The following is a 19,817-nucleotide window of genomic DNA, read 5'->3' as shown; positions in this document are numbered from 1 at the left end:
AAATACCTCCTTTACTTTCCCCAGGACTTATTAGGCTTAGGCCCCATCACCAACTCTAAAGTCGCACCTGATGCAATAGCGGCATAATCCAGATAACAATGATGATATGGTCTACCGTTCAGAGTAGCGCTTTGGGTATATACATTGGCCGCCGAATTATTTTTGGCTAAAATGGTAAACACTTTTCCTTTGGCATATTTAGAATCCAGGTTAATTTTCACTCTACTAAATACCGGGCTGGTGATCTCATAGCGCATATCTCCGGGGCAAACCTGGGCTATACCGCTTGCTGCCAGCACATACCAGGCCGACATTTGGCCCACATCTTCGTTACCTACTAATCCTTCAACCTTGTTGTGATAGGCGCGCTGGCAGATGATCCTTGTCCATTTTTGGGTAAGCCATGGAGCACCTAAACGGTTAAATAAAAATGGCACATGATGTACCGGTTCGTTGGCATGATTGTAATAATCGTTCCAAAGCAAATTAGCAGGGGCCTTTTCAAAAAAGTTGGTCAGATCGGCAATGGCTTTTTCATTGCCACCCAACAGTTTGGCCAAACCCGGCACATCCTGCGGAACAAACCAGCCTTGTTGATAGGGATTGCTTTCTACCGTACCATAGCCCTGCTGCAACCTGCCAGCTGCAGGCCATTGCTGCCAGTCGCCATTATTATCTTTCGGGCGGAACCAGTTTTTATCTTTATCCCATACATTTTTATAAGCCAGGGCTTTTTCTTCGTACTTAGCAGCATCCTCTTTTTTACCAAGCGATTTAGCCAGTTGGGCTATACACCAATCAAAATAAGCATACTCCAACGTGCCGGATATGCTGTTGCCACCCGTGGTAAAACCACGTTGTCCATTACCATCTTTAGCATTGGTATTCACACTATACTCATAGGCCTTATTAACATCATAACCGCGGATGCCTTTGGCGTAAGCATCTGCAATAACAGATATGGACGGACTACCAATCATACATCCGCTGTAGGCGTTCAGCAACTCCCAGCGATCAAAAAAGTGAGAACCGTTCTCGGTAGCCAGCGTAACCTGCGAATTAATGAGATCGTTCACCAAACCAGGATTAATAAGGGTTTGCAGCGGCATCTGACTGCGGAATACATCCCAGCCGCTAAAAATGGTTCGTTTGGTAAAATGATCAGCTACGTGAGGTTTCAGATCGCCGCCGGGATATTTCCCATCCACATCCTGAAACGTGCGCGGATCAATCATGGTGTGGTACATGGCGGTGTAAAAGTTATACTTGTCTTCAGTTGATCCACCGGTCACCTGTATTTTTGATAAAGCCTTATTCCACAAGGCACGAGCCTGCAGGTGAACTTTGTCAAAATCAAAGTCTTTAATTTCGGTTTCCAGGTTATTCTTTGCTCCCTCAATGCTGTTGTAAGAGATACCTGTTTTCAATATCACCTGTTCATTGGCTTTGGTGTCAAAATCGGTGTAAAAGCCCAGGTGTTTACCCAACTTTTCTTTGGTTCCTGGCAATATGGCAGCATGTGCGATAATGTCCTGATATTTGGCACTTTCAATATCTTCCAGTTTGCGGGTTTGGCCCTGCGGGATGTTAGCGCTCCATACACCGCACTCTTTTAAGGATTTATTGAACTGGGCATAAAAGTACACCGTGTAAAAAGCATGCCCGGCACCATTACCCCAGCCACCGCCTTCGGGCGTACATTTTATCCAGCCCTGTATGGTATGGTCGTCAACCACTTTTACATATTGATTGACCGAGGTGCCGCCAACACGATGGGCCAAATCAATCTGGATCCGCGAACCGCTGTTTTGCGGAAACGTAAACCGCATGATACCGCAATGCGGCGTAGCCGTCAATTCTGATTTGATCTGATGATCAGTCAGCATCACTGAATAATAACCTGCAGATGCTTTTTCGCTGGCTTTATCGTAGTAAGAACGATAACCATCGTGATGCCCCTCTTTACCCGCACTGGTTTTTAATGTCCCTGTGGTAGGCATCACCAAAAAATTGCCCAGGTCACCATACCAACCAATGCCGCTCATTTGAGTAAGTGCAAAACCTTCTATGGTTTTATGCTCATAGCTATAACCCGGTCCGTTATCTCCACCCGTTATGGTATTCGGACTTACCTGCACCATCCCAAATGGAACAGCAGCTCCCGGAAAAGTTTTACCCAAACCCGCAGGGTTACCCGCCGACTGCATATTTGTACTGGCACCAATAAAGGGGTTCACATAGTCGGCCAGTTGTTTTTGCTGAGCAAACAATGCCGCATGGAAAGATAACGACAGGCTGATAGCTACAATTTTCAGTATATTATTTTTGAGCATGTTTTATTTACTAAGGTGTTGAAATAGTGGCTTTGTATTCTATCAAATATTGATATTCTCCATTATTCTTTTTAAGCACAAAATTGTTCCAGAAGTCGTCGTCATCAAAATTACATCTTGGATCATGAATATAATCCATGTTATCCAGTTTCGATATTGGAGAAAAAACTCTCTGAATAAGATCATAATCGAATTTTTCCTTGTACGGATGCAATTCAAAATATATCCATTTATATAGCTTGTTTTCCTGTAAATGGTAAAAGTAAAATTGCAGTAACGACTTTTTGCGTTTGTATGTCGCCATAAATAGCATTAAACAGAATTGTCGGTGCGATGGGGTTAAAAAATTGCAATCATTCCCATAAAAGCCCCAAACAGTTTCATATATATCCGGGTAATTTGTTTTGAGACTAATAATTAAAGGGTGATAAACAGCCTTTTTAATATAGTCCTGAAATGCAAGATTTAGTTTCTGCTTTTTCTCAGCCCTGACCAACGCTACCAGGTTTGAATGGCCAACGAAAGGCTTTAATTCCGAAGGTATGGTAATAGCTTCATTTTTAGTTTGCACATAGCTCATCAGCTTTGTATGATGCTCCAATGCTTCCTGGAAAACGCTATTGGTTCTATTAAAGAAAATCTCTTTTAATCCTCCTTCTTTGATCCCGTCCACCTTACCTTTGAGCAATTTATTTTTATCCCCACTATCCGAAAAACAACAATCCCTTAAGATATTCCATTCATCAAAATCAAACTCGCCGGTATAAGTAATTAAAAGCCCTTGATATAGTCCTTCTTCAATAAGCTCTTGAATTGACTTATACTGAAAAGTGTTTTGATCAAGGTATTTTTTCGTCTTATCCGGTATTTCTGCTGAGAAATAAATCGCAGAATGTCCACTGGTCGAGAGTTCAAAAAGATAATCATACTCATAAAACATTGATCTCTTTATAGGCATAAAGGCAAAAGCAATAAAACGCTTTTGTGTTTCGTCAAAAAAACCACCCACCAGCTGTTTAAATATTTTTTCATCAAGATGCGGCTTTAAAACCGTTTCAATTTTACCCTTTTCAGATTCAAGTAATAAAAGAAACTCCTCAAACATTGGCTGTAGATTATTGTCTGCTTAAATTTATTAAAAAAGGATAAACGCAGCTTACCGAAACACTGTAAAAATATAGCTGGCACCGATTGCCCGACATAGATTAAAACACGATGTTGATGGATTATAAATGGAAACGATAGCAAATTTATGATTTAGCCCGGTTATATGGTATGCCGGGCTATTATTAACGCTATTTTTACAATGGAGGCAGGAGGTGATTACAAAAGATTTGTCATGCTGAGGTACGAAGCATCTATTCGTGAACTGTGCTTCTCGTAGAATAGATTCTTCGCTATCGCTCAGAATGACAATTGGAGGTGTTAAATCTGATACAGCTCTCTCACCCCATGAAACCTCATTTACACCCGGATCAATTTCACCGGAGCAGTATGGTAAGCGTTCCATTGGCATACGTAAACATTTTTGTCTTCGTCAACACAAACATCATGACCATGCTGAAAAATCGGGTTAACCGATTGTAGGGTTTGCTGCAATACCCCGTTCTTATAAACCGGAGCAGCACCACCCGGATTAGACACTACTTTATCCTTCGCATCCAACACCGTTACAAATCCCGAGTAATCAAAACGTTTCCCAGCCGCATCTTTCGACCAGCATACACCAGCATAAATATTTTGCTCGTTGATCACCGCCCGGCATACGTACATTCCCGGCATATCAATACGTTTGATGAATTTCCCGTCCAGCGTAAATACTTTAAAGCAATTCTCCTCGCGCGAGGTACATATCAGTGTTGGGTTATTTTTATCGCGGATGTCAACTGTTACGCCATGTGCATTCACCAGGTTATGATCTTTATTGATATTATGGTGGCCGCCAAAGTGATTGATGTATTGCCCTTTGCTATTGTAATGGATAATATAATCGGAACCATAACCATCGGCCACATAAATATCGCCATTGGGAGCTACAGCGGTTTCGGTGGGTTTAAAAGGTTCATCGTCTTTATAAATACCAATGGTTCGCGGGTGGCCTATGGCGAATATCAGTTTACCATCAAGTGTGGTTTTCAATACCTGGCCAGATTGACCGTAGTTATTACCTGTTCTATCCTGGGCCCATCCGCAATCCGTCAACAATAAAAAGTCTTCGCCGCCCTCTTTGCTGATACTTAAACCATGGCCTCCGGGCAAGGATGTTCCCCAATAGTCAAGCAAATTGCCCGATTTATCAAATATCAGGATGTTGTTATGGGTATGGTCGCCCAGCATAATGAGGCGGCCTTTGCTGTCCTGTACCATTTCGTGGCAATTGGCCAGCGGATTACTGTTTACGCTGATCTTGGCCCAGTTTTTATCGGCCTTGTAGGTAAACTCTCCCTGGCCTATAGTTTGGTCGTTTGGTTTCATATCCTGATGTAATATAGCAAAACTTTTAGCAGGCGCGGCGGCAACCAGGGCGGATGCAATGGCCGAATTCTTTATAAAATTTCTTCTCGATTTCTCCATGGGTTTATAATTGTTCTATTGTATGAACATAATGCTAAGATAATGTATTTTCTTTCAAATTTTCGATACCTTAAGGCACGAAAAAAGAAATTATTTATCCGGCCCCTATCCAGCTGTTTTTATAAAACAGCTGCAGAAACGGATTTTGAAAACTTGCCGTATTTTTCGGAGGTATTTTAAAATATAACCGGGCAAACATCAACTACGTATAAAGAAGCCGCCTGCCGATGTAATAAAATATAACATGAACAGACTATACATTTAATATATTCAAATTAAATATTTAGTTTTAAAAATTGATCACCATTAACATTAACCGGACTAACTGAATTGACATATGGCGGGATTTGCTGCGCTTATTACCTTTTTATTATGTACACAACTGCGTAAAAACCTGAAGCGTGATGGTGTAAATTCGCCATGGTCACAGTACCTGCTATATGCTATGTGTACCGCAGTTGCGCTTATGGCTATGAGCTTTAACTTTGATAGCCGGTGGATTTTTCAATTGCTTACTTTTGCATTAGCAGCGGGTGTTGCTTCCTTGCCTTATACGATAGAAGAACTTAAATCAAGCCGCTCTCTTGTTAACGCGGTGATCCCTATTGTGGCAGTTGGGTTTCTTACTTTTATCTGCGAGTATTTATTCCCCAAGTTATACGAGAATCTTGATAATGTTTTTCAGAGCGCCATATGGTTCGCGGTAATTTGGTTTTGTGCCATGTGGTTCATCAATCGCAGGCAAAACAAAGCATTGGAGATAGAGCGTACCAAGCGCCGTAACGAGGAAGAACAGAACCGCATGATGGCCGCCAGGAAAGTTACCCTGGAAAGTGAGGTTAAACAGCGTACCGCGGAGCTTACCCAACAAAAAGAAGAACTGCAACAAACCCTGGCCGAATTAAAAAGCACGCAGGCCCAGTTGGTACAACAGGAAAAAATGGCATCCCTGGGCGAGCTTACAGCTGGCATTGCTCATGAGATACAAAACCCTTTAAACTTTGTGAATAACTTTAGTGAGGTTAGTATTGAATTACTGGATGAGCTTAAGGAGGATATTTTAAGTAAATTGCCTGATGAGATTAAGGAAGACGCGGACGACATCATCAATGACCTTACCCAAAACCTGGCCAAAATAAACCAGCATGGCAAACGTGCCGATGCCATCGTGAAAGGCATGCTGCAGCATTCCCGCGCATCAACCAGCAAGAAAGAGCCTACAGATATCAACGCCCTTGCCGATGAGTATTTACGTTTAAGCTATCACGGGCTGCGAGCCAAGGACAAATCATTTAATGCAGGCATGAGAACCAGTTTTGATGAAAACATTGGCAATGTTGACGCGATGGCGCAGGACCTGGGACGGGTATTGCTTAACCTGTACAACAATTCGTTTTATTCGGTAGCCGAAAAGAAAAGGCTGAAAGGTGAAGGCTACGAGCCCATGGTAAATGTAACTACCAAACATGTTACGCTTGCCAATGGCCATAATGCGGTGGAAATTACGGTAAGCGATAATGGCATAGGTATCCCTCAAAAAGTGCTGGACAAAATATATCAGCCATTTTTTACTACCAAACCTACCGGGCAGGGAACCGGTCTGGGTTTATCCATGAGCTATGATATCATAACCAAAGCCCATAATGGTGAGCTAAAAGTAGAAACCCAGGAAGGTGAGTTTGCTAAATTTACTATCATCATACCTACAAACGGGTAGAATTTTGGGGAGCAAGGATTTTGGGAACAAAGAGCAAGGACTAGAAGAGTAAGTAATATATTACGATGATTTTTTCACACAGACATAAAATTACTAATTCACTAACTAAATTAAATCACTAACTACGCAGTACTCATGAGCACCGCGTAAAATTAACCACTAACGAATAATTAAATTGAAGATACTTGTTGTTGATGATGAGGCCGATGTGCAGCCATTGTTTACCCAGCGCTTTAGGAAAGAGATCAAAAGCGGTGAAATGGCTTTTACGTTCGCCTTATCTGGTGAAGAGGCCATGGGATATTTGGAACAAAATCATTCTGAAGTGATCCTTATTTTATCAGATATTAATATGCCGGGCATGAGCGGACTTGAGCTGCTGAAAAACATCCGAAGCACTTACGAAAAACCACCACCGGTAGTGATGATGATAACCGCTTATGGCGATGATGAGAACTACAGACAATCCATGGAACTGGGTGCCAATGATTTTTTAACTAAGCCCCTTGATTTTAATAATTTGAAAGACAAACTAAAACATATAGAACAATAATGGCCAAGATACTGGTGGTTGATGATGAATCGGACCTGGAATTACTCATCAAACAGAAATTCAGGAAAAAGATCAGAGAAAAGGTATTTGATTTTGTATTTGCCCAGAATGGTTTTGACGCCCTTAAAAAATTGGCCGAACAGCCGGATATTGATGTGGTTTTAAGCGACATCAACATGCCCGAAATGGATGGGCTTACCTTGCTTACCAAACTCCCCGAGGCCAACCCTATCTTAAAGGCGGTTATGGTATCGGCCTACAGCGATATGGATAATATCCGTACCGCCATGAACCGTGGCGCTTTTGATTTTGTGGTTAAACCCGTTAATTTCGAAGATCTGGATATCACCATTGAAAAAACGCTGCTGCACGTTATCGAACTCAAAAAAACCTTACAGGCCATTAAGGAGAATAACATATTGCGCATGTATGTTGATGAGAATGTGTTAAACTTTATGACCCACAAGGAGTTTGAAACCAGTCTGCTCTCCAACGAAACTATCGACGCTACCGTTATATTCATTGATATATGCGGGTTTACCGCCATTTCAGAGCACGTGCCGGCCAACACGGTAGTAGGCCTGGTTAACAAGCTGTTTGATGCCATGGTAAAAGAGATCATAGCGCAAAACGGGCATATCGATAAATTCATGGGCGATGCCGTGATGGCCGTTTTCAGGGGCGAATATCACCTCGACCGTGCTATTGATGCAGCCCTTGCCGTAAGAGAGAAAATGCACGCTGCCGAAGCTATAGTTTATGGCGACAGAACTTTTAAACCCGAAGTTTCTATAGGTATCAATTCGGGCGAAATGATTTCAGGAAATATTGGCTCAGCCTCTTTGAAACGCTTGGATTATACCGTAATAGGCGATGCTGTCAACCTGGCACAACGCTTACAATCGGTTGCCCAAGCCAACCAGATCATCGTTACCCACGATGTTTACGAAAAAGCCAAGGAATCATTCGAGTTTAATAAAATTGGCGAAGTAAGCCTTAAAAACAAAGCCAAACCGGTTGAGATATACGAGGTGGTCTCTTAAGCCTTAAGTTTAAAGTCTTAAGCCAAAAGTCTCTTATGGCTAGAGTTTTTGGTTTATTTTTTTGACTTTTGACTTTTGATTTTTGACTTCAAATCAATGCTCCCTCACTCTTTTCTTCAATACACCGCCAGCAGCTTCTTTAATGCTATTGGTAAATACGAAGGCCTTGGGATCAATGCTGTGAACCAGGTTTTTTAGCCTGCGTACTTCAAAGCGGGTTATTACGGTAAAGATAATATCAACCGGCTGGTGTACATCAAAGCTTTCTTTCAGGAAACCCCGCTCGCCTTTGTAAATGGTAATACCCCTACCCAGTTCCATCACCAGTTTTTCTTTGATGATCTCGCTTTGGCCAGATATGATGTTCACAGCCGTGTACTCTTCTAGCCCATCAATCACAAAGCTGATGGTTCGGGAAGCGGTATAGTAGGTTAAGATCGAATACAATGCTGTTGGCAACCCAAGCTTAAAGGCTGCGATTAAGAAGATGATAATATTAATGCCAAGGATGATCTCGCTGATGGTAAAACTGCTTCGTTTTAAGGTATAAAGTGCCAGTATTTCAATACCATCCAATGCACAGCCACCACGGATGGACAGCCCCACTCCCAAGCCCATAAACACCCCACCAAATATGGATACCAATAGCTTATCAGACGTAATAACCGGGTATGGTACAAAATGCAGACAAATACCTAATGCAACCACACAGGCAAAAGTTTTAAGCGCGAATGTCTTATTAACCTGGAACATCCCCATGATAATGAATGGGATGTTGGCTATTACAATAACAAATGCGATGTTCTTATGATACAATTCATGTATCAACAGCGATATACCAGTAACACCGCCGTCGAAGAAGCTATTGGGGACCAAAAAACCTTTGAGGGCAAAACCGCAAAATAATATCCCGATGATTACGGTTACAACATCCTTAATTATTTCGGGTAAACTGTGTTCCGATTTGGTCATGAATTATATTTTTAAACTGTTCTTTTAATAATCTCTTCCAGATGCAGCTGCTTGGCAGGGCCTCGCAATTCGATCGCTGTTTTGGTAAAATAATGATGATTTTTAAGAAAGACTATCTGTTGCTTATCCCAGTCATTTTCTGTTTTTAAACCATCGGTTATTACAAGTTCCGAAAATAGCTTTTTACTTAGTACAAAAAAATCATTCCGGCCTAAATAATCCAAATCGGCATCACAAATAATTTGGCCTAAATGATTATGAGGACTTTGCGGCATTTTGGTGGCCATAATAATATCGCAGATCCGTTCAATATCTTCGTCGGTATAGCCGAAGTTAGGTAAATATAATCGTGCATTATTACATGATTTGCTTTCATGATCTTTTTGGCCCGATAAAAAACCCGAATCATGAAACAACGCCGCGGTAAGTAGTAATTGGGTTTCATGATCGCCTATCCCCTCACTTTGTGCTAGTTGCTTTGATGCTGTGTATACATCCAAAGCATGGTCGGCATTATGATAATGAAAACACGCAGGAAGTTCTTTTTTTAGTTTATCCAGTATAAATTCCCGGGCCTGTTCAATCTGCATCGGTGGTTAAAATTGATGGCTAATATAAGAAATTGCCTTATGAGAAGAATACATCAATATTTTGTCTCTATTAAAAACAAAAGCGTTTCCCTATACGAGAGGGAGACACAAGTATTGTGTTTCTACAAAAAACAAATGTAGAGACGCATTACATGCGTCGCCCAGTATAAGATAAAAACAAAAAAGCCTGCTGACCACTTATGCGATCAGCAGGCTTTTTATAATACTTTAACAGCTTACATTTTAAGCGTTAGGTTCAATGTAAACCGGGTTGGGTTTTGTGGCGCTAAACGGAACGACCAGTATTTTTCGTTAGTCAGGTTATCGAATTTTACACCAATGCGGTATTTAGGCTGATCATAAAAAGCTGTTGCGTCAACCGTGGTATATGATGGTATAGTAAATTTAAACGTTGCTGTATTGGTTTGGTATGAAGAGCTACCGTAGTTACCACCTACCCCAAAACCCAAACCCTCTACCTTACCATTGGTAATACGGTAGCTTGCCCATAAGTTAGCCAAACGTGCAGGACCTGATGCCCCAGGGCGTAAACCTTGTATACCAGTACCTGGCGCCGCACTGGTTATTTTACTATTGTTATAGGCAAAGCCACCTACAATGTTAAAGCCAGCAAATGGGTTGGCTATCAATTCGGCTTCGATACCTTTGCTTAACTGGGTACCTGCCTGGGTTGAAAATCCCGGGTGTGCCGGATCATCCATCGTAGTATTGGTTACCGAGATATCATAGTAGCTCACTGTGGAACTTAACTTATGATCCCACACATCAACTTTTACACCACCTTCCCATTGGTTGGCATATTGAGGTTTAAATGGCGTATTATCAAAGCTGGTAGCTGTGACGTTGTTAAAACCATTCATATAATTGCCAAACAGCGATACCTTGTCTTTAACCAACTGGTAAACCAAACCAAATTTTGGCGACCATGCCGTTTGGTTAAAGTTACCTGTGGTTTTGCCGTCGGCAGGGGTATAAGCGCCTTTGTTCTCGAAACGGTCTATACGGATACTGGCCATCGCATTTAACCTATCGGTAATGTTAAATACATCCGACACATAGGCCGCGTATGAACTTTGGTTATTTTGAACATAATTGCCCGGTATTGGCGCCTGCGCGGCAATAAGTGCAGAAACCTTTTCAGGGGTAAAATTATTGTAAGCAGCTCCCGGGTTTTTATAATTGATGAGCGGCATATTTACTGAAACATTGGTATTGTTACTTTTTTGGTTGTAGTATTCAAAACCAGTAACGATACGATTGCGGAACCGGCCAATTTTAAAATCGCCAATAAAGTTTTGCTGTACATTGGTGATGTAATATGGATAATCTTCTTTGGTTGCCTGCCGTCTTATTGCAGTATCTGATATGGTAAACGCCGTAACAAAGCCTTTTGTGGTAGAGAAAGTTTTGTTGAACATGGTTTGTGATTTCCAGTTATCAGATATCTTGTAGTTAACTAAAGCATAAATATCAATTTGGCGACTTTGGTAATCAAGATTGTTATTGGCGAACGAACGTTTATAATCTATACCCAGATCCTTAATATTATATATTTTGGCTTTAGGATCCGGCGCCAGGCGATATGCAGATGTAGCGCTGCCGTTACCTATCTCCGCGTCAACATCAACAGATAAACGGTCGTTAACAATATAAGTGATACTCGGCGCTACAAAGAAGCTACGGTTATAACCGGCATCCTGAAAGCTATGCTCATTGTGCAGGGCGGCATTAACCCGAAATAATAATGTTTTATCATGGTTCAATGGCGTGTTTACATCGGCCGTTAAGCGGTTAAGGTCGAAACTGCCGGTCTGGTAAGCGATCTCTGTATGCGGCGTACCAAAAGGTTGTTTGGTAACCCGGTTAAATAAACCGCCAAATGAGGCTAAGCTACTGTTAAACAAGGTACCTGTAGGTCCTTTGATAGCTTCAATCTTTTCAATATCGGCAGGGTCAATTGCATTAAAGTTGTAGCCAGCTACGCTGTTACGGATAAAGTTACCAGTAGTGAAGCCGCGGGATAAAAGTGTTGTACGCCCGTTGTTGTATACCAATGGCACACCTGTACCGGGAATATTTTTAAAACCATCCACATAGCTGGTTACTACCTGCTCTTTCATCAGTTCGCTGGTTACTACACTATATACTTGTGGGTTTTCCAGGTTTTTGAGTGGTAAACGGGCTACATCTTCCGTTTCCTTTTTCAGGAATTTATTAGTTTTATGACCTTTTACACTTACTTCCTGCAAGTTTTTACTATCATCTTCCAGGATAAAATCGGCAACTGTTTCGGCATTTTCCGTAACGGTAATCTGCTGCGATTTGGTGGTTGAACCTACAAATGAAGCAACCAGGGTATAAGTACCTGGTTTTACCTTTTTAAAGTTGAAACGACCATTTACGCTGGTCATGGTGCGTTGGTTAGTTTCCTTGATGAGCAACGTGGCCAGGCCTATAGGTTCGTTATCGCTGGTTTTAACTATACCTTTTATACTACCCGTTGGTGTTTCTGCCGATGCAAAACCGGTATTCAGGCAAAGCGTTAAAACAAAGATGAAGAATATGAGACTTAACGAGGGGGGATGATTTTTTCGTAAAAAATGCGTCATTGCGTTAGGGGTTTTGTAGGGGATCAATAGTTATGTGTGTTTAAACTGCTAGTGTAAAACGCCGCAAAGTTATTTTTATTTAGAATAAATCCAAATAAAAAAATACTAATACGTTTTCGTTAATAATCCATCAAAATTCCACTTTGATTTATAGCTCATTCCGCTATACCCAGACATATGTGGCATAGAAGAATTATATTAGCCCAATGAATAGCTGGTTCAAAAACTACAAGGGCATTATCATGCTCATGATTGGTATTATAGCGGGTAGTATAGCAGGCTTGCTTTTGGGCAAAAAGGTGGAGCTCATTAAACCGGTTGGTGATATTTTCCTGAACTTGCTATTTACAGCGGTAGTGCCATTAGTGTTTTTTGCCATCGCGTCGGCCATTGCAGGGCTTGATGGATCAAAACGGCTTGGCCGCTTACTGGGCATTACCTCGCTGGTGTTTTTATCAACCGTACTGGTAGCAGCTATAGTTACTATTATTGCTACATGGATTTTTCCTATTCATCAGCACCTGGTGGCCAGCCCCATTACCGAAGCCATTGTCAAAAAGCCCTTTGGCGATCAGCTCACCCAGCTGTTTACTACCAGCGAATTTTATCAGCTCTTATCCAGAAAAAGCATGCTGGCCGCTATTATTTTTTCGATACTGATAGGCTTTGCCACCTTACGCTCAGGCGAAAAAGGAGCCTCTTTTGCTCGTTTTTTGCATAGCGGCAACGAGGTATTTAAAAATATATTCATCCTCATCATGGAACTTGGCCCCATTGGCCTGGGGGCGTATTTTGCCTATCAGGTGGGCGTGTTCGGTCCGCAGTTGTTTGGGGGATATGCCCGTTCTATGGAACTGTATTATGGTGTAGGGGCTTTTTATTTTGTGGTGATCTTTAGCTTATATGCTTTTATAGCCGGTGGTGTAAAGGGTATAAAAAAGTACTGGCGAAACAATATTATACCATCGGCAACGGCGGTAGGCACCTGTAGCAGCATAGCTACCATACCCGCAAATCTGGATGCCGCAAAAAAAATGGGGATTCCCGATGTGATAGCCAATGTTACAATCCCGCTTGGTGGTACCCTGCATAAAGATGGTTCAAGTATATCATCCATCGTAAAAATGGTAGTAGTGTTTGCCTTATTCGGTAAAAGTTTTAACAGCGCCGATACCATTGCGCTGGCTCTGGCCATGACGGTGCTGGTGAGCCTGGTTGAAGGCGGTATACCCAATGGCGGATACATTGGCGAGCTGCTGTTTATATCAGCCTATGGTTTTCCACCGGAGGCCCTCCCCCCTGCCATGATCATCGGCACCCTGGTTGATCCCATGGCTACCCTTTTAAACGCCACAGGCGATACAGTCGCCGCTATGCTGGTAACCCGCTTTAGCGAAGGTAAAAACTGGCTCAACAAAGCCGAATAGCATTTAAACCATCATTTAATTAATCGTCTCCAATAACTATATTTGAGCTGTAAGCCCAATCATACCCAAATTCCAGGATTATTATGCTGCATATATTATACATCATCGCCATTATTGCCGAGGCTATGACGGCCGCTTTATCCGCCGGGAGGCGTAATATGGATTGGGTTGGTGTTTGTATCATTGCCTGGGTTACCGCACTGGGCGGAGGCACCGTTCGTAATATTTTATTTAACCACTATCCCATGAGCTGGGTTGAACACCCGGAGTATCTGCTGATCACCGCAGGGGCGGCCATATTAGCTGCCATCATTGCCTCGTTGATGACCAAACTCAAAAAGCTATTTTTATATCTTGATGCGCTGGGCTTGGTGGTATTTACCATTATAGGCTGCCAGGTAGCACAACAAATAAACCTCCCGCCTACTATTGTGATGTTCAGCGGTATGATCACCGGCTGTGCGGGTGGTGTGCTTCGCGACGTATTGTGTAATGATATCCCGCTGTTGTTTCATAAAGAGATTTATGCAAGCGCCTCGATAGTTACCGGTGCGGCTTATTTAGGTATCGAATACCTGGGCGGCAGTTCCGAAGTTGCCATCATACTGGCATGTGTTATTGGTTTGGCATTGCGCCTGTTATCCATCCGTTATAAATGGCAGATGCCCAAATTTGTTTACAACGAAGAGTGGCATTAAACAAAGATGCCCTCAGAAGTATCGGAGGGCATCTTTGTTTATTCTGATGACAATATTACCAACCGGTATTTTGGGTTAGTTTATTGTTTGTAGATATCTCGCGCTGTGGAACAGGCCACAAGTAATACTGATCCTTCATGGTAACGCCCTGCTCGTTTGCAGTAGATGTTGCCGGACCAAATACATTGTTTTTCACATCATATATCTGATGAGTACGTTGGATATCGAAATATGATTTATCCTCAAAAGCAAGCTCGTGATAACGTTCTTTCCAGATGGCTACGCGGAACTGATCTTTGGTTAACCCAGCTAAGGGTGCCAGATTTGCACGTGTACGGATCTGATTTACCGCAGCATAAGCATCAGCAGTTGGACCATTCACCTCGTTTGATGCCTCAGCATAGGTCAGCATAGCTTCAGGCAAACGTAAAAGTGTCCAGTTTTCATCACATTTTCCGCTATTGGCAGTACCTGATACAGAACTTTCCACATGGAAGTATTTGTACAAGCAGTGCTCTCCAAAAATAACGGTGGATTTGCCATCAGAAGATGGATACTGTGAAAAATAGAATTGTTGCTCCTGTGTACGCTTATCACCAGCCTCATAACTGGCAAAGAAAGCATCCGTAGGAATCATAGCGCCCAGGTGGTCGCTATAAACACCAACCGGCAAGTTAAACGGAACGGTTAACTGGGTGATAGCATTTGTAGCATTTTTAGTTGCATCATAATTGACCTGAAATATCAGCTCACCCTGGTTTTTATGGGCGTTATCATGTAAATAGGCGTAATCAGTAAACAGGGTATATAAAGGCAACGCTTGTTTAGCTTCATCTGCTGCTTTCTGATAGTTCTCAGTTTTTTGCAACGGATAACCAGCCATAGTTAAATATACACTTGACAGCAATGTATGAACTGCGCCCATTGATGCTAACATGCCGTTAGTACCCGGAAGGCCCGATTGTTCGGCCGCCAAAAGATCACTTACTACCTGATCATAAACCTGCTCTTTTGCCGTGCGCGACGGATATAAAAGTGGGCTATTCAAATCAACCGGAGCAATGATCAAAGGCACATCACCATACAATCTTACCAGGTGATAATAATAGAATGCCCTTAAAAAGTATACCTCGCCTAACATTGATTTTTTTGTAGCGTCATCCATGCTGATAGCCGGTATACGGTTCAATGCAATATTACACTCTGCAATGGCGGTATAGCAGCTTTTCCATACGGTTTCAAAGCCGGGATTGGTTGGATCTGTACGCTCAAATATCACGTTATTATTATTCACACTTTGTCCTAATGATGTGGCGTGACCAGCAAACAGTTCCAGCGTGATAAATGGAGCTTCACCATAAGCATCACCATTCTGAAAAAAGTAGGTGCCATAGTTTTGACCATTTAAGTTGTTGCCATAAATACCATTTACAAATGCACGTGCCTGGCTCTGGCTTGTAAAATAGTTTTGCTGAGTAAAGTTGCTTTTATTCGGCTCATCAAGGTATTTTTTGCAACTCGTAGCACTTGCTATAACGATCAGGGCTAGTAAACCAGTCCTGTATTTTTTTAAATTAAATTTCATAATAACATTCATTTAGGTATTTAATTAAAAACTTGCATTTACACCCAGAAGGTATACTCTTGGTTTTGGATAATCGTAAAACTGTATACCCTGGGTAAAGTTACTGCTACTGTTGTAGGTGGAAGTTTCAGGATCATACCCGGTGTACTTGGTAATCAGGAACAAGTTTTGTCCTTGTGCATATACTCTTAGCCTGCTTAGTTTAAGTTTCTTAACCAAATTATCAGGGAAGTTATAGCCCAACGTTACGTTACGGCCACGGATGAAGTTACCACTCTCCACTTTGGTTGAGTAAATTTCTGTTTGATAATAAACATAGGCCGGACGATCCTGAGCTATACTGGTATTTTGATGGTCTGGAGTCCAGGCATTCAATACGGTGGCATAGCTGTTAGCCTGACCGGTACGGTCCTGACCAGAGTGACGTGTTAAGTTCATGATCTGGTTGCCGTAGTTAAACTGCAACTCGATACCCAGGTCAAACGCTTTGTAACGGAAGGTATTGGTAAATGTTCCGTAGCCTGATGGGGTTGATTTACCCAGAATTTGTTTATCAGCTACAGTAATTTTTCCATCGCCGTTTGTGTCCTGTATTTTAAGATCACCTGGTAATTTGCCGTATTTAGCAGCTTCGGCAGCTTCGGATGTACTCCATGTACCCAACACTTTGTAACCATAAAATACGCTGGCAGGTTGCCCAACACGTAAAAGGTTAAATTGTGAAAGGAACGTAGGCGCCAGGAAGATATCATCATTGGCATCACCTAAATGCAGAATTTTATTTTTCAGAAACGAGATGTTAAAAGTAGTATTCCAGCTAAAATCCTGTGATTTGATGTTAACAGAGTTAATGGTAACTTCAATACCTTTATTTTCAAGACTACCTATGTTTTTAAACACACTGCTGTAACCGCTGCTTTCCGGAATCGGTGCGTTTAACAATAGTGCTTTAGTCTTTTTATAATAAGCATCCGCATCTACATTCAACCGGTTATTGAACAAGCCGAAAGCAACACCAAAGTTAAACTCACTATTTTTTTCCCATTGAAGACCTGGGTTGCCCGGGCTGCCTGTATCAATTACAGTTCCTGTTCCGCCCACTACTGTAGTTCCGGACACAAGGTTAGCCTGTGACCTGTATTGACCAATCTCAGAGTTACCTGTTAAACCATAGCTGAATCTCAGTTTCAGGTCGGAAATAGTTTTATTATCCTTCAGGAAATCTTCCTGAGATACACGCCAGGCGAAAGCCGCTGATGGGAAGAAACCATACTTTTTTGAAGGACCGAAACGTGACGAACCATCCTCGCGGCCTGTTAAGGTTAACAGATACTTATCCATAAAGCCATAATTGATACGTCCGAAGAATGACTGTATCTGCCACGCGTAATAGTTTGAAGCAGGTGTTCCGGGAGTAGCACCTACACCGAGGTTATAAAATCCAAAATAATCATCTGATAAACCCGATGTTGAAGATCCAACGCTCAGTTCATTAAAGCTTTGGCGTTCTGTACCTACTACTACGTTCAATGAATGAATTTTATTGAACACCTTGCTATAGGTAAAATGGTTTTCCCACTGCCAGAAGGTATCATTATACTCGTTAATAGAAGCCGAGCTGTTGCTTTGGTCAACTGTAGCACCACCAACTAAACCGGTTTGATAATGTGGGTTATAGTTTGCCTGAGTGGTAACACCTAAAGTACTGCGGAATTCCAATCCGGGCGCCAGGTTTATGTTCAGGTAACCGTTACCGCTAAATATGCTTTTGCGATACAGGTTGTGAATTTCATTAGCCTGCGCAACCGGGTTGTCACCGCCTTCCAGATTGGGATAATCGGTTCTTTTACCATATGAACCATCAGGATATCTGATTGGAATAAATGGCACCATCTCAATTAACATACGCGGAATATTATTACCACCTGTACCGTCATCTGCGGTACGTTGCTCAGAGTTATTATAGTTAATGGTAGCGCCTACTTTTAACCATGGTTTTACCTGGTGGTCAATAGTTAAACGGGCGTTATAACGTTTCTGATAGCTATTCAGGATGATACCTTCATCGTCGGCATAGTTCAGGAATAAACCATAGGTAAGGTTATCTGAACCACCGGTAAATGTAACGTTGTGGTTTTGGCTATAAGCTGTACGTGTAGTAGCTTTTTGCCAATCTACATTATACAATGGATTCAGATTCTGATCAAATAATTTGCCAATCAGCGCGGTACGTTCCTTTTTAGGATCATCATCTACATATTTACCAGCGGCCCAGCCAGCGGGGTCATATTTAGGAATATTGGCATAAGATTGATCTTCAACCGATAACCATTGCTGAGAATTCAGCACAGGCAATTCTTTAGCCATTACGCTAACGCTTCCATAAGCGTCATAGCTTACACTACCACCCTTTTTACCACGTTTAGTTGTTACCAGGATTACACCATTGGCACCGCGGGTACCATATATTGCTGTTGATGACGCATCCTTCAAAACATCAATAGTTTCGATATCGTTAGGGTTTAATGCTGCGCCACCTGCTGTCCATACCACCCCATCTACCACATACAGCGGATCTGTAGCTGCATTGATAGAACTATAGCCACGGATACGGATCTTGGTTTCACCACCTGGTGCACCGGAGTTGGTAGATACGTTTACACCCGCAATTTTACCGGCTAGTTCCTGCTCTAAGTTAATAGCCGGACGCTCCTGTAAAGCTTTTGCTCCAACGCTACCAACTGAGCCGGTAAGATCAACTCTTTTTTGAGTACCGTAACCAACCACAACAACCTCGTTAAGGCTTTTTTGATTCTCAACAAGTGTTACATTGAGTACAGATTTGTTACCAACAGACACTTCCTGCGTGTTGTAACCCACAAAGCTAAATACCAGGATTGCATTACCGTCAGGCGTATTTAAAGTATATTTACCGTTTACATCGGTAATTGCACCCACATTTGAGCCTTTAATCCTGACGCTTACACCTGGAAGAGGTCCTTTATCATCACTCACCGTACCCTGCACTTTAAATGCCGCCGCGGGAGCCATTGCAGCAGTTTCATCTTTCTTTTTTACTACAATGGTTTCCTGGAATATTTTGTAAGTAAGAGGTTGATTTTTAAAACACTGATCAAGGGCCTCCTGAAGCGAACCATCGGATACTTGAACATTTATTCCGCCTGCATTGGATACATCCTTTTTATCATATAAAAAATGATAACCGGTTTGCTTTTCAATTGCTTTCAGTACTTTTTCAACGGTAGTGTTCTTCTGATGCAGAGTCACCACCTGACTATAACTTTTTGCGCTTACATTGGTAAGGGCTGCAATTATAATAATAGCCGTTAGCTTCATAGCCAGTATTATTTTGGATAATTGGGGCCATGCCAAAGGCGTGGCCTTAGAATTAAAATTCATAAGTTTGTTGTGTTTGGGTTAAACATTAAATTCAATTCGTCGATTGCATTTTTTTGGGATCCAGATAATTTTTTGGCCGGGAAAGTGCAGCGAACACTTCCCGGTTTTTATCACTTGTACCTACCCTGCGGCTATGTAAGATTTACAGTGCGGCAAACAGGTATTAAAAGTTGTGAATCCCCCTGCCGGAGCTAACTTATTTTTGGTACTTCTTCCATCATAGAGTTGTTTAAGGTGAATAATTGGTTAGTTGTCTTGAGATTTATTTTATCCTG

At 41.9% G+C, this 19,817-nt stretch carries 13 protein-coding genes; 5 read left to right on the top strand and 8 right to left on the bottom strand.

All coding sequences use genetic code 11. From position 1 onward, the window contains the following. Nucleotides 1-11 precede the first annotated feature (11 nt). The 3 genes from BW976_RS16315 to BW976_RS16305 form a co-directional block, all read right to left on the bottom strand. Nucleotides 12-2,333, bottom strand: a complete 2,322-nt coding sequence (locus tag BW976_RS16315) for a GH92 family glycosyl hydrolase (protein ID WP_076374387.1) — start codon at nucleotides 2,331-2,333, stop codon at nucleotides 12-14. Between the two features lie 10 nt (nucleotides 2,334-2,343). After that, nucleotides 2,344-3,438, bottom strand: a complete 1,095-nt coding sequence (locus BW976_RS16310; RefSeq protein WP_076374386.1) for a hypothetical protein — start codon at nucleotides 3,436-3,438, stop codon at nucleotides 2,344-2,346. A 359-nt stretch (nucleotides 3,439-3,797) separates the two neighbouring features. Then, complete coding sequence (locus BW976_RS16305) at nucleotides 3,798-4,907, bottom strand: twin-arginine translocation signal domain-containing protein (RefSeq protein ID WP_076374385.1); 1,110 nt, start codon at nucleotides 4,905-4,907, stop codon at nucleotides 3,798-3,800. Nucleotides 4,908-5,244: 337 nt separating this feature from the next. Here BW976_RS16305 and BW976_RS16300 point away from each other — a divergent pair, with 337 nt between their 5' ends. The 3 genes from BW976_RS16300 (at nucleotide 5,245) to BW976_RS16290 (ending at nucleotide 8,220) form a co-directional block, all read left to right on the top strand. After that, nucleotides 5,245-6,624 carry a sensor histidine kinase gene (locus BW976_RS16300; protein WP_076374384.1) on the top strand — a complete coding sequence of 460 codons (1,380 nt, stop codon included), beginning with the start codon at nucleotides 5,245-5,247 and terminating at the stop codon, nucleotides 6,622-6,624. Nucleotides 6,625-6,799: 175 nt separating this feature from the next. Continuing rightward, a complete protein-coding gene (locus BW976_RS16295) occupies nucleotides 6,800-7,177 on the top strand; it encodes a response regulator (RefSeq protein ID WP_076374383.1) in 378 nt (125 codons plus the stop codon). Continuing rightward, on the top strand, nucleotides 7,177-8,220 hold the full coding sequence (locus tag BW976_RS16290) for an adenylate/guanylate cyclase domain-containing response regulator (protein ID WP_175614122.1): 1,044 nt from the start codon (nucleotides 7,177-7,179) through the stop codon (nucleotides 8,218-8,220). Before BW976_RS16295 ends, BW976_RS16290 begins: the two co-directional genes overlap by 1 nt. A 93-nt stretch (nucleotides 8,221-8,313) precedes the next feature. On the opposite strand, the gene BW976_RS16285 is transcribed toward BW976_RS16290, so the two are convergent. The 3 genes from BW976_RS16285 to BW976_RS16275 all read right to left on the bottom strand — a co-directional run bounded on the left by BW976_RS16285 (nucleotide 8,314) and on the right by BW976_RS16275 (nucleotide 12,412). After that, a complete protein-coding gene (locus BW976_RS16285) occupies nucleotides 8,314-9,192 on the bottom strand; it encodes a YitT family protein (RefSeq protein ID WP_076374381.1) in 879 nt (292 codons plus the stop codon). An 11-nt stretch (nucleotides 9,193-9,203) separates the two neighbouring features. Further along, a complete protein-coding gene (locus BW976_RS16280; protein ID WP_076374380.1) occupies nucleotides 9,204-9,782 on the bottom strand; it encodes an HD domain-containing protein in 579 nt (192 codons plus the stop codon). A 236-nt stretch (nucleotides 9,783-10,018) separates the two neighbouring features. Then, entirely contained in the window at nucleotides 10,019-12,412 is a 2,394-nt protein-coding gene (locus BW976_RS16275; protein WP_076374379.1) for a TonB-dependent receptor, read from the bottom strand. Nucleotides 12,413-12,618: 206 nt separating this feature from the next. On the opposite strand from BW976_RS16275, the gene BW976_RS16270 reads away from it, so the two are divergent. Beyond that, nucleotides 12,619-13,839 (top strand): dicarboxylate/amino acid:cation symporter, encoded by a 1,221-nt coding sequence (locus tag BW976_RS16270; RefSeq protein ID WP_076374378.1) that lies wholly within the window; start codon nucleotides 12,619-12,621, stop codon nucleotides 13,837-13,839. Nucleotides 13,840-13,922: 83 nt separating this feature from the next. After that, a complete protein-coding gene (locus BW976_RS16265; RefSeq protein ID WP_076374377.1) occupies nucleotides 13,923-14,537 on the top strand; it encodes a trimeric intracellular cation channel family protein in 615 nt (204 codons plus the stop codon). A gap of 55 nt (nucleotides 14,538-14,592) precedes the next feature. Here BW976_RS16265 and BW976_RS16260 read toward each other — a convergent pair whose 3' ends face one another. Both BW976_RS16260 and BW976_RS16255 read right to left on the bottom strand, forming a co-directional pair. Then, nucleotides 14,593-16,122: a RagB/SusD family nutrient uptake outer membrane protein gene (locus tag BW976_RS16260; RefSeq protein ID WP_076374529.1), complete on the bottom strand. Its 1,530-nt coding sequence runs from the start codon at nucleotides 16,120-16,122 to the stop codon at nucleotides 14,593-14,595. A gap of 24 nt (nucleotides 16,123-16,146) precedes the next feature. Next, entirely contained in the window at nucleotides 16,147-19,542 is a 3,396-nt protein-coding gene (locus tag BW976_RS16255) for a TonB-dependent receptor (protein ID WP_076374376.1), read from the bottom strand. Nucleotides 19,543-19,817 lie beyond the last annotated feature (275 nt).

The organism is Mucilaginibacter lappiensis, assembly GCF_900155965.1.
Lineage (GTDB): Bacteria > Bacteroidota > Bacteroidia > Sphingobacteriales > Sphingobacteriaceae > Mucilaginibacter > Mucilaginibacter lappiensis.
The sequence above is the reverse complement of the archived record's forward strand: the minus strand, read 5'-3'. Positions and strand labels throughout refer to the sequence as shown.

Excerpts from the sequence above, each read along its gene's own strand:
- BW976_RS16315 (WP_076374387.1), bottom strand. The coding sequence starts at position 2,333 with ATGCTCAAAAATAATATACTGAAAATTGTAGCTATCAGCCTGTCGTTA.
- BW976_RS16310 (WP_076374386.1), bottom strand. The coding sequence starts at position 3,438 with ATGTTTGAGGAGTTTCTTTTATTACTTGAATCTGAAAAGGGTAAAATT.
- BW976_RS16305 (WP_076374385.1), bottom strand. The coding sequence starts at position 4,907 with ATGGAGAAATCGAGAAGAAATTTTATAAAGAATTCGGCCATTGCATCC.
- BW976_RS16300 (WP_076374384.1), top strand. The coding sequence starts at position 5,245 with ATGGCGGGATTTGCTGCGCTTATTACCTTTTTATTATGTACACAACTG.
- BW976_RS16290 (WP_175614122.1), top strand. The coding sequence starts at position 7,177 with ATGGCCAAGATACTGGTGGTTGATGATGAATCGGACCTGGAATTACTC.
- BW976_RS16285 (WP_076374381.1), bottom strand. The coding sequence starts at position 9,192 with ATGACCAAATCGGAACACAGTTTACCCGAAATAATTAAGGATGTTGTA.
- BW976_RS16280 (WP_076374380.1), bottom strand. The coding sequence starts at position 9,782 with ATGCAGATTGAACAGGCCCGGGAATTTATACTGGATAAACTAAAAAAA.
- BW976_RS16275 (WP_076374379.1), bottom strand. The coding sequence starts at position 12,412 with ATGACGCATTTTTTACGAAAAAATCATCCCCCCTCGTTAAGTCTCATA.
- BW976_RS16270 (WP_076374378.1), top strand. The coding sequence starts at position 12,619 with ATGAATAGCTGGTTCAAAAACTACAAGGGCATTATCATGCTCATGATT.
- BW976_RS16265 (WP_076374377.1), top strand. The coding sequence starts at position 13,923 with ATGCTGCATATATTATACATCATCGCCATTATTGCCGAGGCTATGACG.
- BW976_RS16260 (WP_076374529.1), bottom strand. The coding sequence starts at position 16,122 with ATGAAATTTAATTTAAAAAAATACAGGACTGGTTTACTAGCCCTGATC.
- BW976_RS16255 (WP_076374376.1), bottom strand. The coding sequence starts at position 19,542 with ATGAATTTTAATTCTAAGGCCACGCCTTTGGCATGGCCCCAATTATCC.